Here is a 15,494-nt window from a genome sequence, read left to right as displayed (position 1 = left end):
GATCATCAGATTTTTAAATGATTAATAGCGGAGCCTCTGTCAGGCGCGCCAAAAACAGACGAACCGGCTACAAGGATATCTGCTCCCGCCTCTTTCAGAAGCGGTGCATTTTTCTCATTCACACCACCATCTACTTCAATGAGGATATCTTTTTTTATTGCGGAAATCCTTTCCTTCAGGCGGCTGATTTTATCAAGGGTATAAGGGATAAATTTCTGTCCGCCGAAGCCTGGATTGACCGACATAATCAGGATAAAGTCAAGAAGCGGAAGAATTTCATCCAGTGTGGAAAGAGAGGTGCCGGGATTCAGTGCTGCACCGGCCTTTATCCCGCGATCCTTGATATTATGAATCATTCTGTCTGCATGCGGTACTGCTTCGACATGAAAGGAAACCATGGCAGATTGGCATTCCTGCAGACCGTCCAGGTAATCTTCCGGATAATCTACCATAAGATGAACGTCAAAAGGAAGATTAGTACTCTTTCGCAGCGCTTTGATTACAGGTACGCCAAAAGAAAGATTGGGCACGAAATGACCATCCATCACATCCAAATGAAGATAGTCAGCACCGCCAGCTTCAATATCACTGACTTCTTCAGCCAGTACAGAAAAGTCTGCTGCTAATAGGGATGGCGCAATTTTCATGGTTTACCTCCTGCGATTTGCTTTTATTTCTTCCAATAAACGTTTATAAGACTCATAACGCTCTTTTTGAATTATCCCGGATTCTACAGCACTTCGTACTGCACAGTCAGGTTCATTAACATGGATACAATTATTGAATCTGCAATGTCCAAGATAAGAACGGAAATCCCTGAAAAGAAAGGAAAGATCCGTTTCATGAACTGACTCTGTACTCAGATGTGTATAGCCAGGGGTGTCCATCAGATAATATCCCCGAGATGATTGAATAAGTTCAGCATGCCTTGTAGTATTTTTCCCACGTCCCGTCTGACAGCTGATTTTACCGGAAATAAAACAATCTCTGCCAAGGAGAATATTCAAAAGGCTTGATTTCCCAACGCCTGATGGTCCGGAAAACGCAATAATATGACCGGAGAAATAATCCTGCATCTGTTCTATTCCGGAATAGTCTTTTACAGATACGGCACAGGATTGATAGCCGGCAGATCTATAATATTTCACAGCGACATCAGCCTCTTCAGCGTCAAGATCTGCCTTGCTGATAACCAAAAGGGGTTCTATTCCGGAATTTTCAGCCAAAACGACCATCTTATCCATTAGATAATAATTTAAATCCGGTGTCCGAATCGAACAAACAAGTACAAGCTGATCAATATTAGCCACTGGAGGCCGGTGAAGGACAGCTTTTCTGGGATATACGGACGTTATGACAGCTTCGGAACCTTTATCAGTTTCAAAATCCACATAATCTCCTACCAGGATATTGGTTTTACGTTTGAGTGCTCCCCTGGAGCGGCACAGGCAGAGTGTTCCCTTTTCACCGGATATTGTAAAATAACCATTCTGATTTTTCAGGATCAAGCCTTTCATAAATCATAACTCCCGATCCTGAACTACAGAGCCGTCAATTACAACCTGAACATGCACATTGCCCATGCCTGAAACAGCTTTACTTACAGTACTGCCTGGTGCAGCCTTGCCACTGAATATGGTCTTTTTTCCACTATCGTCAGATACATAAATTTCTACCTGTCTTGCATTTCCTCCCTTAGGAATAGAAATATTAACTGTACCGGATTTGGTCTGGGATTTCTTCTTACCACCGATTGTAAGATTAACCACGCTATTTGTGCTTGATTCACCACCTGCCGGATTCTGTGATACTACAAGTGCACTGCTGTCAGCAGCGGTAACACCGTCAGTTGAATTAATGGTACCAACGGATAATTTCATAGCAAGTAATGTATTTCTGGCATCAGACAGAGTCATTCCAACGACATTGGGTATGTTTACCTTCTGCTTCATATTAACAGTTATATTAACCCTTGTACCTTTAACAGCTTTTGAACCGGGTTCAGGGCTTTGATATATGATAATCTCTGATGGTTTGTCCGGATCATTTCCATTTTCGATGGCGCCTAAAGAAAGCCCAAGTTTGTCAAGACGCTCTTTTGCCTGTTCAAGTGTAAGACCATTCAAATCAGGAATGAGTATAGATGCTCCACCCTTGCTGATTGTTAAGTGAATAATTCTTTTAGCCTTTACATTAGTTCCCGCTGCCGGGGTCTGTGATATAACCTGCCCGGCCGGAATATCTTCAGAAACGATTTCATCAACAGAAACTTTTAAATCCATTTTCTTCAGTGTAGTTTCAGCAACTTCCACAGGCTTACCAACTACATTAGGAACGGAAATATTTTCAGAACTCCAGAAATTTCCAAAACTGAAAAAAGCCCACACGAAACAGATAATGAAAAGCAATGCCATTCCAAACCAAATATATTTTTGCGGCAGATTCGTGATAAACGAAGTAAAGCGGCTTTCTCTTACGGGCTCTTTCCTATGCATGGCCTTTTGAGGAATCGGACGAGTCATAGCTGTAAAATCATGAGATGCAGGCTTATACATGGTTGTTGTAAATCCCTGAGCTATTTTGAGTTCAGAAACAAAATCAGCAACCGAATCATACCGTTTGTCAGGATCCTTCTGTAAAGCTGTCAGCAGACATTCTTCGAGCATGGGCGAAATAGCCGGATTATACTTGGTGGGGCGCGGGATATCTCCCTGCATATGTTGAAGAGCGATGCTTACAGCTGTCTCGCCTTCAAAAGGAAGATGATGAGTAAGCATTTCGTACAAAACAATGCCCAGAGAATAAATATCGGTTTTTTCAGTAATCTTATCACCAGCGGCCTGTTCAGGAGAAAGGTAATGAACTGAACCCAGAATGGATTGCTTATCCATGACCGTTGAGGAATTAATAGCTCTGGCAATTCCAAAATCAGTTACTTTAACTTTGCCATTTTTGGTTAAAAGAACATTATGAGGTTTTACGTCACAATGTATAATGCCGTTGGCATGAGCTTCTTCAAGAGCATAACCAATTTCGATAGAAATACGTACAGCAGTATCGATGGGAATATTCGGGTGATCAAGAATGTACTGCTTAAGGGTTTCCCCTTCCACAAATTCCATTACAATATAATGAATATCTTTATCACAGCCGACATCGTAAATACCAACGATATTGGGATGAGATAATTTTCCGGCGGATTGCGCTTCATGACGGAAGCGAATGATAAAATCATTATCCTCCACAAAATTATCATGAAGGATTTTGACGGCCACTATCCGATCAAGGAGTATATCCCTGGCTTTATAAACATCTGCCATACCGCCAGAACCGATTTTATCAATGAGTTCATAGCGTTCATCAAGAATCTTACCGGTCATAATTTACTCCGCTGTGTTCCAATACTGAATCAATATGAGAGAAGCATTATCTCTGGCTCCTGCCAGATATACCTGCTTCATTATTTCTTTACCTATAATTTCCAGCTGCTTCCAGCTCTTACGAGAATTAGAACGGATTATTTCTTCCAACTGAATATCCTCAAGCATACCACTGACACCATCAGAACACATCAGAATCATAGTCCCATCGATTAAGGTAAAATGCCCGGTATCAATTTTAAGATTCTTTTCAATGCCTACAGCCCGGGTGATTTCATTTTTTCTTGGATGGTTCCTCATCTGTTCTTTCGTCAATCTTCCTTCATTCACAAGTTCCATTACAAAAGAATGGTCTACAGTCACCTGCGTCAAGAGTCCAGCGGCATATCGATAAAGGCGGCTGTCTCCCACATGAGCCCAAAATAATTGATCATCCTGTATGGCTGAGGCAAGAAGAGTGGTTCCCATCGATTTTAGAGACGGGTTATCAAATTTTTTCTTGAGGACTGACTCATTAGCAGCCATAAAAGCATGCTCAAGACAGGTTTCATCGATAGCAGATGAATGAAAATTTTGAATGTATTCTCCTACAGCTTTTACAGAAAGAGTACTGGCAGTCTGACCGCCTTCATATCCACCCATTCCATCGGCCAGGATAAAAAGGTTATCAATATTTAAATTAATTGCGTCCTCATTAGCCTTTCGGACAAGGCCCCTTTGTGAATCGCCATAATAAAGTATCATTATGAGCCTTTCCTTACAGAAAATAAATTCATACTTCTTTGGTGTGATGAAAGAGATTCCTTCTAATAAATTAATACTATCATCAACTGAATAGATAGTCAATTTAAGGAACCTGACAGAAGCACTAAATCGTTTTGGTGGGAAAAATACATTAAAAGCAGGTTCAATTCTTAAGCTATTTCCCAAAATCTTAAGTTATAAATACCAAAAATGGTAACAATCTACTGATTTGACATATAACGCCGCTTTAACTGGCCACAGGCAGCCTGGATTTCATCACCCATTTGTTTCCGGACGGTTGTACTTTTACCATGTTTTTCCAGAATAGCCTGAAAGGCATGGATTTCATCAAGGCTTGGCGGATACAGGCGAATATGTTCAGTCCCGTTGATGGGAATAAGATTGAAGTGGCAGTTCATTTTTCCCACAAGATGACAAAGCTCTTCTGCATTATCCCGGGAAGCGTTGATATTCTTAATCAGAATATATTCAAATGTAACTCTCCGTCCTGTTGTTTGAAAATAGTACTCAGCCGCCCTAATAACATCTTCTATCTTAAAATGATGACTTACAGGGAGTATTTCATTCCGAATCCTGTCATTTGGAGCGTGAAGGGAAATAGCGAGAGTTATTGGTAATCTTTCATCCGCCAGTCGATATATCTGAGGAACGATACCACATGTAGACAGGGTAATGTTTCTAAGGCTGATATTTAAAAGACCAGAGTCATTGCAAAGATGAATGAAACGAAGAACTTCCTCATAATTAATAAGCGGCTCGCCAGATCCCATTAGAACAATGGAATGAACAGGCGCATTCAGTTTCTCTTTAAATGCATAAACCTGTGCGAGGATTTCTCCTGCGGTCAGATTTCTTTCCAGCCCATTCCTTGTAGAAGCGCAAAACACACATCCCATAGAACAGCCTACCTGCGTGGATACGCAGATTGAATTGCCATAATTATGATGCATGCATACCGTCTCAATAAGGGAACCATCCGCCAATTTCAAAAGGATTTTTGTAGTATTTTCATCATTTGATTGAACAGAACTCATAATTACCGGCTTATTAAGAACTGTTTCTGATTTCATGTAAGCCCGCATTGATTCCGGGAGCTGTTTCATGGCATCTATATCAAAAATATATCGTTTATAAAGGTAATCTTGAATCTGTTTTGCCCTGAAACGTGGAAAATTATTGTCCAGTACCCATTTTTCCATTTCCGGAAGTGTGTGTCCCCATAAGTTAAAAGGCATATTTACTCCTTCTTTAGCCTGGCTATAAAAAATCCATCACTGTTCATTTCAAAAGGCCAAAGAGTGGCCATGCCATTTTCAGAATTCTTACATCCGGTTAATACGAAATCAGCAGGATGAAAATCAGGATGCTTTTTCAGGAACTCTAAAATCTGATCTTCGTTTTCCGCGGGGTTCAGTGTACATGTACTGTAAACAAGAACCCCTCCCGTCTTTACATAGTCAGCAGCACATTCCAGGAGCTTTTTTTGAATGGGCGGAAAATCACTCATACTGTCTGGCGTCCTTCGCCATCGAATTTCCAGTTTATGGCCAAGAACGCCAAGCCCGGAACATGGAGCGTCCAGCAGCACCTTATCATAGCACTCTTTCAACGCCGAGAACGGTAAAGAAGAATTTCTTGCTCCGGCATGGATAATTGAAATACCTTGTTTCTCTGCATTTTTCTTTATAAGCGCTATCTTATGCGGATAAAGGTCCCAGGCATCAATTGATCCTTTATTTTTCATAAGAACTGCAAGTTGGGTTGTTTTACTTCCGGGTGCAGCACACATATCAAGAACACGTTCCCCCGGTAAAGGATTAAGAACCCGGGCAGGAATCATGGATGAAATTGACTGTACATATCCCAATCCTTCATCGATAACTTTCCAGATAAAACGAATCCCATCTGTAATAATAATTGCATCATCGATAAAATGGGATTTCTCTGCACTGATGTCATTGGAATGGAGTTTTTCAATCAGTTGTTCAGTGCTGATTTTGAGCGTATTCACTCGGACTATAAATTGGGGAATTTCATTAAAAGCGTCAAAAATACGGGCTGACAGATTTTCACCAAATTCTTTCTGCCACCATTGAATCAGCCATTCAGGCTCATTCCAGTGAAGTGAATCACAGAGAACGGGATCATCTTCCCTGCATGGAAGTATAACATCTTCCTTATTGCGAATATAATTCCGCAGGATACCATTAATAAATCCAACATTTCCCTTATGAGTAACTTTTTTGGCAATCTTTACGCATTCATTTACTGCTGCAGATTCCGGAATCCTGTCCAGATATATTAACTGATATAGCCCCAGGCAAATAAGAATCCGCACAGAAGGGTGAAGCTTTTTTACCTTGACTTTACTGAACCTGGAAATAACCCACATGAGATAATTATACCTGCGTAGAACGCCGTAAGTCAGTTCTGTCAAGAGATGAGCCTCTTCATCGATTAATGAATATGTTTTGAATACATGCTGCAGCGTGATATTTGCATAAGCACCTTTTTCTAAAATGTCATACAAAGCCTGATAGGCGAGCTTCCTTGCTGAGGGATTAGGTTTCGAATTGATCATCCGCTTTCACCTGGTGTCCATGAATAAAATCAGATGCTTTCATTTTTTTATGATTTTCCGGTTGAATTTCCGTAATACATATCATTCCATGTCCACAGGCCACGCAAATTTTACTATCTTTTACCGTTACGATTGTTCCAGGCACTTTACCGGAATCCTCTGCACATGGAAATGCGGAATGAATCTTAAGGCGTTTTCCATGATAAAAAGTATAAGTTCCCGGGTTGGGATACATTCCACGAATCAGGCAGTCAATTTCCGCTGCTGTTCTTGACCAGTCAATATGACCCATTTCTTTGGTTACTTTTTCCGCATACGTAGCTTCTTCATGATTCTGGATTCTGGAATGCGCCAAAGCTTCCGGGAGATTACTCATGACCCGTTTTAATTCATCTGCCCCTATTTCAGAAAGACTGTCAAAAAGTGCTCCTGCCGTCATATGAGCCGGTATGGAGAATTCCTGAATGGAAACGATGTTTCCTGTATCCATTCCTGCATCAAGCTGCATAATGGTTACGCCCGTCTTCTTTTCTCCATCCAGAATGACACGCTGGACCGGTGCAGCTCCTCTATATCGGGGAAGGATTGACGCGTGCACATTAATGGCACCATAACGTGGAATATCAAGTACAGACTGAGGAAGAATCTTTCCATACGCAATAACAACGATGAGGTCAGGATCCAATTGACGAATTTCATCCTGTGCTTCCTGCGTTTTCAACGTCAGAGGCTGATAAACCGGAATTTTATGTTCCAGTGCAAAAGTTTTAACCGGTGAAAAGCTGATCTTTTTACCTCGCCCATTAACCTTATCAGGCTGAGTATAAACAGCAACCGGTGTCATGCTTTCATCACACAGCATCTTCAATGAGGGAAGTGCAAAATCAGGTGTCCCCATAAAAATAATACGATATTTATTCTTCATCATTTTTAGGTCCTTTATGAAGGGAAACTGCTTTTTCTATAAAAAGGATGCCGTTCAGATGGTCTGTTTCATGCTGGATGCAGCGGGCAAGAAGACCATCTGCCTTTCTGGTTTTCTTTTTACCATGAATATCCTGATAATGGACAATGACACTGTCATATCGTTCAACTTCCCCATAATAATCAGGAACTGACAAACAGCCTTCCGTATCCAGGTTTTTCTTATCCCCATTGGGCTTCCACTCGGGGTTGATATAGGCTTCAAAACCGGAAATTCCATCATCCGCTACGAATAAACGCTTTGAAACAGCAATCTGTGGTGCAGCCAGACCTACACCATTGGCTTCATACAATGTCTTTTTCATATCATTAATGAGAAATTTAAGCTTTTTGTCAAATACGGTAACAGGATCAGCAACTTTTTTCAGTAAAGGGTTTCCTGCAGTTATAATTGTACTCAAAATAAAATACCTTCCTTCTATACGATCAAAGTATTAGAATTAACTTTTTACAAGGGGTCTACATCTATAATTATATCATTTTCCTGAAAAATTTCGGCAAATCTCATTGCGCTTTTCAATGCAGACAATGTCGGCCCCTTTATAAGAATGGAAATGTAAAATAAATTTCTAACACGCCTGACTGGTTCAAAAAATGGAGTTGTAGCATGTACCGGTTCTTTCAATTGCGGAATAATCTTTATAAGCCAGGAATAAATACGAAATGCCTGATTTTCTGCCTTCTTTTCATCCTTATTGAAGCAGGTAATTTTCATGAGCTTCAAAAAGGGAGGGAAATGCGTCAGGCGCCGGAATCTGATTTCCTGTTGATAAAAAGATTCATAGTCCTGGCTGGCCGCTGTCCGGATTACAAAATGTTCGGGATTATATGTCTGAAGTATAACCTTCCCCTGCTCCCTGCTACGGCCTGCCCTTCCGGCGCACTGGGTAATCAGATTAAACGTCTGCTCTGCGGCAAGATAAGAGGGTATGTTTAAGATACTGTCTGCGGAAAGAATCCCGACTGTCTGAACACCAGGAATATTGTGCCCTTTTGCCACCATCTGGGTACCCAGAAGGAAATCAAATTCACCTTTTCTGAAATCATCCAGTATTTCCCGGGCACTGTTCTTTCTTCTTGTGCTGTCAAGGTCAAATCGCCGAATTCTCCCCTCTGGTAAAAGAGTGCCCAATTCTTCTTCTATCCGTTCCGTGCCAGCTCCCAGATATAAAATCTTATGGCTGTGGCATACCGGACATTCATTGGGGACGGGATGTACAGTTTCACAATAATGACATTTCAGCTGATGGGTTTCCTTGTGATAAACCATGGATACATCACAATTAGGGCACTTAAAGACATGGCCGCAGGAAGAACACATGAGGCTTGTAGAAAATCCCCGCCGGTTAAGAAGAAGAATGGCTTTCTGATGATTGGCCAGCGTTTCACGAAGCAATGCCGCAAGAGGTCCGGAAATCATTCCTTTAGAATCGATTGGCGGATTTTCTCTCATATCGCAAATTCTTATTTCCGGAAGCTTCGTTTTAAATACGCGGCTATTCATCTGGATAAGATCGATTTTTCCCTGCTTTGCCGCATAAAAAGTGGAAATCGATGGAGTCGCGGCACCAAGTACAATGGGGCATTGATAAATGGTTGCCATCACTTTTGCAACATCCCGACCATTATACCGGGGGGTTTCTCCCTGCTTGTAAGACGTATCATACTCCTCATCTACCACAATAAGCTTGAGATTGTGAAAAGGGAGGAAAATCGCAGACCGGGATCCAATAATTATTGTACTTTCACCGTTAAACACCCTCATCCGATTATTATATCGCTCACCCTTACTGAGATTACTGTGCATAAAAACCACTTTATCTCCGAAAACGGATGCGAAATAAGAAGTCATCTGATGCGTTAATGCAATTTCGGGAACAAGGATAAGAGCCGATCCGCCTATCTTTAATGCATACTCAGCAGCACGTAAATATACTTCTGTTTTGCCACTACCGGTTACACCCTTTAAAAGGATTCCTCTGTATTCATTTCGGTTAATGCTATTGCAGATATGATCAATAGCAGCCCGTTGTTCATTTGTTAGAATTCTGGCATCATCTCCGCCATCAAGGTTAATGAGAGAATAGGTGCTTTTCCGACGATAAACTACGCGACCGAATTTATTCAGACAGAATGCACGTATAACCGTAGAAGAAAAACCCATATCCCGGGCTTTATTAAAAGATACGGAGCCTTTAACTGAAAGGATATCCCAGAGTTCAGCCTGCTTCCTGTTCCTTTTCTTCACAATAGCGTCAGGTTCATTGAGTGGAACAAGCCATTGTTCCAATGGTTCCTTATGTGTAGAACTGATCTTTTCCTTTCTTATTAGCCACCCCTTATTTATATAATTGGAAATATCTTTATCAAATAATTTTTTGCTATCTTTTTCATCAAGAATGGTTACCGTTCTATCAACTAAGGCACTGATTTCACAATCTTCCGGGACTACTTTCCAGTTAATTACATAATATATCTGTTTCCGCACAGCTTTCTTATCGATATAAAACAAGCGGAGTGCATCAATCAGGGTACACATATAATAATTTGAAATCCAGTTTGCTGTACGAATCATTTCAGGTGTAAACCAGGGAAATGAATCCGTTAGAGAATCTATATCCAGGATTTTAAAATCCTGCTTCTCAGAATCTTCCTTATGCAGGGAAATGATAATACCCTCCTCTTTCCGGTGAGCAAATGGAACGATGCAGCGGAAACCGGGAATGATATTTTTCATATCTGGGGGAACACGATAAGAAAACGTTCTATTTAAATGTTTGGAAGGGCGATTTATTAGTACTTCTGCAATAATCTCGGGCATATTCGATTTCCTCCCAAAAATAAAATAATGGACAGCAAGAAAGCTATCCATTATTTTAACATATTTATCGAACTATTCCTATATTAGCTGAATTAAAGACCGGCCTGCTTTCGAAGCGTATCTGCTTTATCCGTATGTTCCCAGGGAAGATCCACGTCTGTTCTGCCAAAATGGCCATAGGCAGCAGTCTGCTTATAAATTGGTCTACGAAGATTCAGCATGTCAATGATTCCGGCAGGACGAAGTTCAAAATTCTTACGAATCAGGTCCACAATGGTCTCATCAGAAATTTTACCAGTATTAAATGTATTGACATAAATAGAAACGGGCTGTGCGACGCCAATAGCATAAGCAAGTTCGATTTCGCATTTATCTGCAATACCAGCGGCTACCAGATTCTTGGCTACATAACGGGCTGCATAAGCAGCAGAACGATCAACCTTGGTCGGATCCTTGCCGGAGAAACATCCACCACCATGACGAGCCATTCCACCATAAGTATCAACAATAATTTTTCTTCCGGTCAGACCGGCATCCCCCTGCGGACCACCGATGACGAAACGGCCGGTCGGGTTGATAAAGTATTTTGTATCTTTGTCAAGAAATTCAGCGGGAATAATTTTCTTGATTACATGCTCAAACATGTCCTGCTCAATCTGTTCATGAGTCGCATCCGGATTGTGCTGTGCGGAAATAACTACTGTATCTACACGACTTGGTTTTCCATCTTCATATTCAACAGTAATCTGCGTTTTTCCATCAGGGCGAAGATAAGGAACTTCTCCTGTTTTTCTGACTTCTGCCAGTCGACGGGCAAGACGGTGAGCAAGAGCAATCGGCAAAGGCAGGAATTCAGTCGTCTCATTGGAAGCATATCCAAACATCATACCCTGATCTCCGGCACCGATATCATATTTATCAGCTTTGTTTTCTTTAGCTTCCAGAGATTTATCGACACCCAAGGCGATATCCGGTGACTGTTCATCGATAGATACATTGATACCTACACTGTCAGCATCAAACCCATATTTGGAATCAATATAACCGATATCGCGAATAGTATCACGGATAACCCGGGGAATCGGAACATTGGCAGTTGTAGTAATTTCACCAAAAACATGCACCTGCCCGGTTGTTACAATAGTTTCGCAAGCGACACGTCCATTTGGATCCTGTTCAAGGATAGCATCAAGAATGGCATCAGAAATCTGATCAGCGATTTTATCAGGATGACCTTCAGTAACGGATTCAGAAGTAAATAAAACTTTCTTAGACATTAAAAATCCTCCTCACTTAAAATAATACAAAAATAAAAACTCTCCATGCAGGGAGAGCCTATCCTCTCATCTGCCAGCTTTATGCTGATGGAATTAGCACCGGTTCCTTTTCGGAATGGTTGCTGCAGCGTCATCGGGCCAAATCCCTCAGCTGCTCTTGATGAGTTTTATTCATTTGCAGTATATTATAACGTTATTACCACAATTTGGCAACAGTTAACAAATATTTTGCCAGGGCATAGTAAAAACAAGAAGTATATCTGCCAAAGAAACATATTAAATATAGAAGAAATAAAAAATAGTGCAGATATCCTGGACAAGGATATCTGCACTATGCGACTTATCTAAGTCCCTCTGCTATTTTTTCAACAATGATATGCCCCAATTCCTCTTTCGTCATTTTAGGGTATTGTTCCATAGTTCCGTTCTTATATAAGAGAGAGGCAATGTTAGTCGGGACGTTAAAACCTGCTCCTGGCATTGCCACATCATTGGCTACGAGCATATCCAGATTCTTCCTTTTCAGTTTTTCTTTGCCATGTTGAATGACATCATTTGTTTCTGCAGCAAAACCGACAAGAAACTGATTTTTCTTTTTTTGCCCCAAGCCAAAAAGTATATCCGGATTTTGAGTTAATTCAATAGTCAAAGAATCATGAGCTTCTTTTTTTATTTTCTGTGCTGCCTGTACCTTTGGCCGATAATCAGAGACTGCGGCAGCCATAACAGCGGCATCACAATCTTCATAATAAGCATTCATCGCCTTATCCAGTTCACGGGCATCATGGACGTAAATAATTTTAACGCCAGACGGCACAGGAAGCGCTGTAGTGCAGCTAACCAGGGTGACATCAGCATCTTCCATGGCTGCAGCTTTAGCAATTGCATAGCCCATGCGGCCACTGGATCGATTACTGATATAACGGACAGGGTCAATATTTTCCTGTGTTCCTCCAGCGCTGATGATAATTTTCCGCCCTTTGAGAAGACCCTTCCCATAGAGACATTTATCAATGGCATCAAATATGGTTTCCAATTTGGGAAAACGGCCTTTACCGGTAGTATTACATGCAAGATGTCCAGATTCCGGTTCAACGAATTCATAACCGTATTTTTTTAGTTTTTCAATATTTCCCTGAACAATTGGATTTTCATACATGTTGGTATTCATCGATGGAACAAATAGTACCTTTGCCTTTGTTGCCATGATAGTAGTAGAAAGCATATCATCCGCAATACCATTTGCTACTTTTCCAATAATGTCAGCCGTTGCAGGTGCAATCACAAAAAGGTCTGCCAGCTTCGCTAATGCAATGTGCTCCACATCCCATTTATTTATATTCGCAAACATATCTACAGTCACATCATTGCCTGAAAGTTCCCCAAAAGTAATTGGTGTAACCAGTTTGGCCGCATGTTCAGTCATAATACAATGTACATCTGCCCCTTGCTGACGAAGCTGACTAACAAGACCGGCAACTTTAAAAGCAGCAATGCCACCGCAAATTCCTACCACAATATGTTGATTCTCTAACATTTGAAATCCTTTCCGGAAAAGATGATTTTCTTCCTGATTGGTTGAAGGAATATTTATGAATCAAAGCCAAAAAGCTGAAAATTTCCAGCCGAAAAATTATTTTTTAAAAGCATATGTAATTTTGTCGTTATAGACCTCTTCTAAAGCAACAGTTACCGGCTTTTTATTAGACGTGCCTGAAATAAGAGCCGGCTGTCCATCGGTAAGCTCTCTGGCCCGAAGTGCTGCTAAAGTAACCAGCGTATATTTAGAATCAACTTTCTTGACAAGGTTATCAATGGATGGGAAACACATCATTTTAAAGGAACCTCCTTGTTTATATACTGTTTGAAAATCGTTTCAATCTGTCCTTCATTACGAGACAGCTTGCATTTCTCTGCCTCAAGAATTGCGCGTGTTTTACGGACGGCATCTTCCAATACATCGTTGACTACAATGTAATCATACTGATGGGCCATGGCCAGTTCACTTGTAATCTTGGCCAGCCTTTTCTGAATGACCTCTTCCGTATCCGTCCCCCTGCCATGAAGGCGTCCGGAGAGTATTTCAAGAGACGGTGGAACGATATAAATAAATACACCCTTGGGATAACGTTTTTTTACCTGCATGGCCCCCTGAATATCAATTTCAAGCAGAACCGATTTGCCCTGATCAATCAAATCCAGCGCACGCTTTTTCGGTGTTCCATAATAATGATCATATACTCTGGCATATTCGAGGAATGCATCTTTTTTAATTAATTCTTCAAATTGTTCATTGGTTCGAAAATAGTAGCTTTCGCCTTCCACCTCGCCCACCCTGGGTTCTCTGGTAGTCATGGATACGGAATAATTCAAATCAGGGTAAAGCTTACGAATCGCACTGCAAATGGTTCCTTTCCCGGCACCACTTGGCCCTGATACAACCAGAAGGATACCTTCGTCTTTTTTCTTTGTCTCCATGATCAGTTCTCATCCAATCCTTCGTTAATAGCGGTGTCTTTATTGAGAAGCCGGTGTGAAATTGTCTCTGGCTGAACAGCTGATAAAATAATCTGACCGCTGTCCATAATAAGAACCGCTCTAGTCTTTCTGCCATAAGTGGCATCAATCAGTTCGCCCCTGTCACGACTTTCCTGAATCATGCGTTTCACTGGTGCAGATTCAGGGCTTATGATAGCCATCACTCTTGCTGCAGCGGCCATATTCCCAAATCCGATATTAATTAAAGAAACTCCCAATTTATTTTCTCCTTATTCGATGTTCTGGACTTGTTCTCGAACCTTTTCGAGTTCTGTCTTGACTATTATAACACAGTCGATAACTTCAGTGTCACTTGCTTTTGACGCCGTCGTATTAACTTCCCTGTTAATTTCCTGTAAAAGAAAATCCAATTTACGCCCAACAGGTTGATTGCTTTCAAGCATTTGACCAAACTGAGTCAAATGGCTTCCAAAACGGACAACCTCTTCCGTATAATCAGCCTTCTCCGAAAAAATTGCCACTTCCTGAAGTATACGGTTTTCATCGATCATGAGATTCTGGTCATCGATGGCTTTTGAAATCCGGTTTTTCAACCTTTCTTCATATTCTCTGGCTGCCTCATCCTGCCTGGAAATCAGGAATTGTCTTTTTTCCTCCAAAAAGGCGACTCTTTTCTTTAAATCTGATTTCAGAATTTCTCCTTCCCTGCTCCTCATTTCTAAAAGATTCCGAAGGGCCTCATTGACTGACACCTGTACCAGCTTTTCCATTTCCTGATCATCCAGGGATTCCTGGCTGACCCTGATAAAAGGCTCAGGAAGATTTAAAAGTTCCGACACAGAAGGTTTCTTGGCCCGGACTCCTTCCATATGGCGGCATTTATTCAGAGTATTCAAATAAGCACCAAGAAGATTGGTATCAAGATCCACATTCCACTTTTTACCGCCAGCTGCCGGTGAAAATGAAAGAGATAAGTTGATTTTACCTCTGGATATCTTCTGCTTTACAGTTTTTGAAGCAATATCTTCAAGAAAAGCTGAATAAAGATTGCTTCGTATATTCAATTCAAGAAAACGGCTGTTAACCGATTTGATTTCCGTATTTAATGTTCCAACAATGCTTGATGCCGTACCTCTGCCAAATCCGGTCATACTGTTCATAAAATAGTTTCGCTCCTTTATATTATA

At 41.1% G+C, this 15,494-nt stretch carries 15 protein-coding genes and 1 riboswitch; all 15 genes read right to left on the bottom strand.

Going from position 1 to position 15,494, the window contains the following annotated elements; genetic code table 11:
• Positions 1-5 precede the first annotated feature (5 nt).
• Entirely contained in the window at positions 6-647 is a 642-nt protein-coding gene (rpe, locus tag QZN42_RS01785) for a ribulose-phosphate 3-epimerase (RefSeq protein ID WP_296954006.1), read from the bottom strand.
• Between the two features lie 3 nt (positions 648-650).
• A complete protein-coding gene (gene rsgA / locus QZN42_RS01780; protein WP_296954005.1) occupies positions 651-1,517 on the bottom strand; it encodes a ribosome small subunit-dependent GTPase A in 867 nt (288 codons plus the stop codon).
• Positions 1,518-1,520: 3 nt separating this feature from the next.
• The gene (pknB, locus tag QZN42_RS01775) at positions 1,521-3,380 is read right to left on the bottom strand and encodes a Stk1 family PASTA domain-containing Ser/Thr kinase (RefSeq protein ID WP_296954004.1); all 1,860 of its coding nucleotides are present in this window, start codon (positions 3,378-3,380) and stop codon (positions 1,521-1,523) included.
• A 3-nt stretch (positions 3,381-3,383) separates the two neighbouring features.
• Positions 3,384-4,226, bottom strand: coding sequence for a Stp1/IreP family PP2C-type Ser/Thr phosphatase (locus QZN42_RS01770; RefSeq protein ID WP_296954003.1), 843 nt, complete (start codon positions 4,224-4,226; stop codon positions 3,384-3,386).
• A 119-nt stretch (positions 4,227-4,345) separates the two neighbouring features.
• Positions 4,346-5,380: a 23S rRNA (adenine(2503)-C(2))-methyltransferase RlmN gene (gene rlmN / locus QZN42_RS01765; protein WP_296954002.1), complete on the bottom strand. Its 1,035-nt coding sequence runs from the start codon at positions 5,378-5,380 to the stop codon at positions 4,346-4,348.
• 2 nt (positions 5,381-5,382) lie between these two features.
• Positions 5,383-6,726, bottom strand: coding sequence for a 16S rRNA (cytosine(967)-C(5))-methyltransferase RsmB (gene rsmB / locus QZN42_RS01760; protein WP_296954001.1), 1,344 nt, complete (start codon positions 6,724-6,726; stop codon positions 5,383-5,385).
• Complete coding sequence (gene fmt / locus QZN42_RS01755) at positions 6,707-7,654, bottom strand: methionyl-tRNA formyltransferase (protein WP_296954000.1); 948 nt, start codon at positions 7,652-7,654, stop codon at positions 6,707-6,709. The genes rsmB and fmt overlap by 20 nt, the downstream gene beginning before the upstream one ends.
• Positions 7,641-8,111 (bottom strand): peptide deformylase, encoded by a 471-nt coding sequence (def, locus tag QZN42_RS01750; RefSeq protein WP_296953999.1) that lies wholly within the window; start codon positions 8,109-8,111, stop codon positions 7,641-7,643. Before def ends, fmt begins: the two co-directional genes overlap by 14 nt.
• 47 nt (positions 8,112-8,158) lie before the next feature.
• On the bottom strand, positions 8,159-10,531 hold the full coding sequence (gene priA / locus QZN42_RS01745; protein ID WP_296953998.1) for a primosomal protein N': 2,373 nt from the start codon (positions 10,529-10,531) through the stop codon (positions 8,159-8,161).
• Positions 10,532-10,623: 92 nt separating this feature from the next.
• On the bottom strand, positions 10,624-11,808 hold the full coding sequence (gene metK, locus QZN42_RS01740) for a methionine adenosyltransferase (protein ID WP_296953997.1): 1,185 nt from the start codon (positions 11,806-11,808) through the stop codon (positions 10,624-10,626).
• A gap of 63 nt (positions 11,809-11,871) precedes the next feature.
• Positions 11,872-11,975, bottom strand: a riboswitch (SAM riboswitch).
• A 173-nt stretch (positions 11,976-12,148) separates the two neighbouring features.
• A complete protein-coding gene (gene coaBC, locus QZN42_RS01735) occupies positions 12,149-13,345 on the bottom strand; it encodes a bifunctional phosphopantothenoylcysteine decarboxylase/phosphopantothenate--cysteine ligase CoaBC (protein WP_296953996.1) in 1,197 nt (398 codons plus the stop codon).
• Positions 13,346-13,441: 96 nt separating this feature from the next.
• Positions 13,442-13,642: a DNA-directed RNA polymerase subunit omega gene (rpoZ, locus tag QZN42_RS01730; protein ID WP_296953995.1), complete on the bottom strand. Its 201-nt coding sequence runs from the start codon at positions 13,640-13,642 to the stop codon at positions 13,442-13,444.
• Positions 13,639-14,286, bottom strand: a complete 648-nt coding sequence (gene gmk, locus QZN42_RS01725; protein ID WP_296953994.1) for a guanylate kinase — start codon at positions 14,284-14,286, stop codon at positions 13,639-13,641. The genes rpoZ and gmk overlap by 4 nt, the downstream gene beginning before the upstream one ends.
• A 2-nt stretch (positions 14,287-14,288) precedes the next feature.
• Positions 14,289-14,564: an extracellular matrix/biofilm regulator RemA gene (gene remA / locus QZN42_RS01720; protein WP_296953993.1), complete on the bottom strand. Its 276-nt coding sequence runs from the start codon at positions 14,562-14,564 to the stop codon at positions 14,289-14,291.
• 12 nt (positions 14,565-14,576) lie between these two features.
• On the bottom strand, positions 14,577-15,467 hold the full coding sequence (locus QZN42_RS01715; RefSeq protein ID WP_296953992.1) for a YicC/YloC family endoribonuclease: 891 nt from the start codon (positions 15,465-15,467) through the stop codon (positions 14,577-14,579).
• Positions 15,468-15,494 lie beyond the last annotated feature (27 nt).

Origin of the sequence: uncultured Dialister sp., from assembly GCA_900314595.1 — a bacterium.
GTDB lineage: Bacteria > Bacillota > Negativicutes > Veillonellales > Dialisteraceae > Dialister.
Note: the sequence above shows the minus strand (reverse complement) of the source record. Positions and strands in the feature narration are given on the sequence as shown.

Bases quoted from the DNA above. Each gene is read 5' to 3' on its own strand.
- QZN42_RS01715 (WP_296953992.1), bottom strand. From the start codon at position 15,467: ATGAACAGTATGACCGGATTTGGCAGAGGTACGGCATCAAGCATTGTT.
- gmk (WP_296953994.1), bottom strand. From the start codon at position 14,286: ATGGAGACAAAGAAAAAAGACGAAGGTATCCTTCTGGTTGTATCAGGG.
- metK (WP_296953997.1), bottom strand. From the start codon at position 11,808: ATGTCTAAGAAAGTTTTATTTACTTCTGAATCCGTTACTGAAGGTCAT.
- fmt (WP_296954000.1), bottom strand. From the start codon at position 7,654: ATGATGAAGAATAAATATCGTATTATTTTTATGGGGACACCTGATTTT.
- rpoZ (WP_296953995.1), bottom strand. From the start codon at position 13,642: ATGATGTGTTTCCCATCCATTGATAACCTTGTCAAGAAAGTTGATTCT.
- rsgA (WP_296954005.1), bottom strand. From the start codon at position 1,517: ATGAAAGGCTTGATCCTGAAAAATCAGAATGGTTATTTTACAATATCC.
- coaBC (WP_296953996.1), bottom strand. From the start codon at position 13,345: ATGTTAGAGAATCAACATATTGTGGTAGGAATTTGCGGTGGCATTGCT.
- rlmN (WP_296954002.1), bottom strand. From the start codon at position 5,380: ATGCCTTTTAACTTATGGGGACACACACTTCCGGAAATGGAAAAATGG.
- rsmB (WP_296954001.1), bottom strand. From the start codon at position 6,726: ATGATCAATTCGAAACCTAATCCCTCAGCAAGGAAGCTCGCCTATCAG.
- pknB (WP_296954004.1), bottom strand. From the start codon at position 3,380: ATGACCGGTAAGATTCTTGATGAACGCTATGAACTCATTGATAAAATC.
- priA (WP_296953998.1), bottom strand. From the start codon at position 10,531: ATGCCCGAGATTATTGCAGAAGTACTAATAAATCGCCCTTCCAAACAT.
- rpe (WP_296954006.1), bottom strand. From the start codon at position 647: ATGAAAATTGCGCCATCCCTATTAGCAGCAGACTTTTCTGTACTGGCT.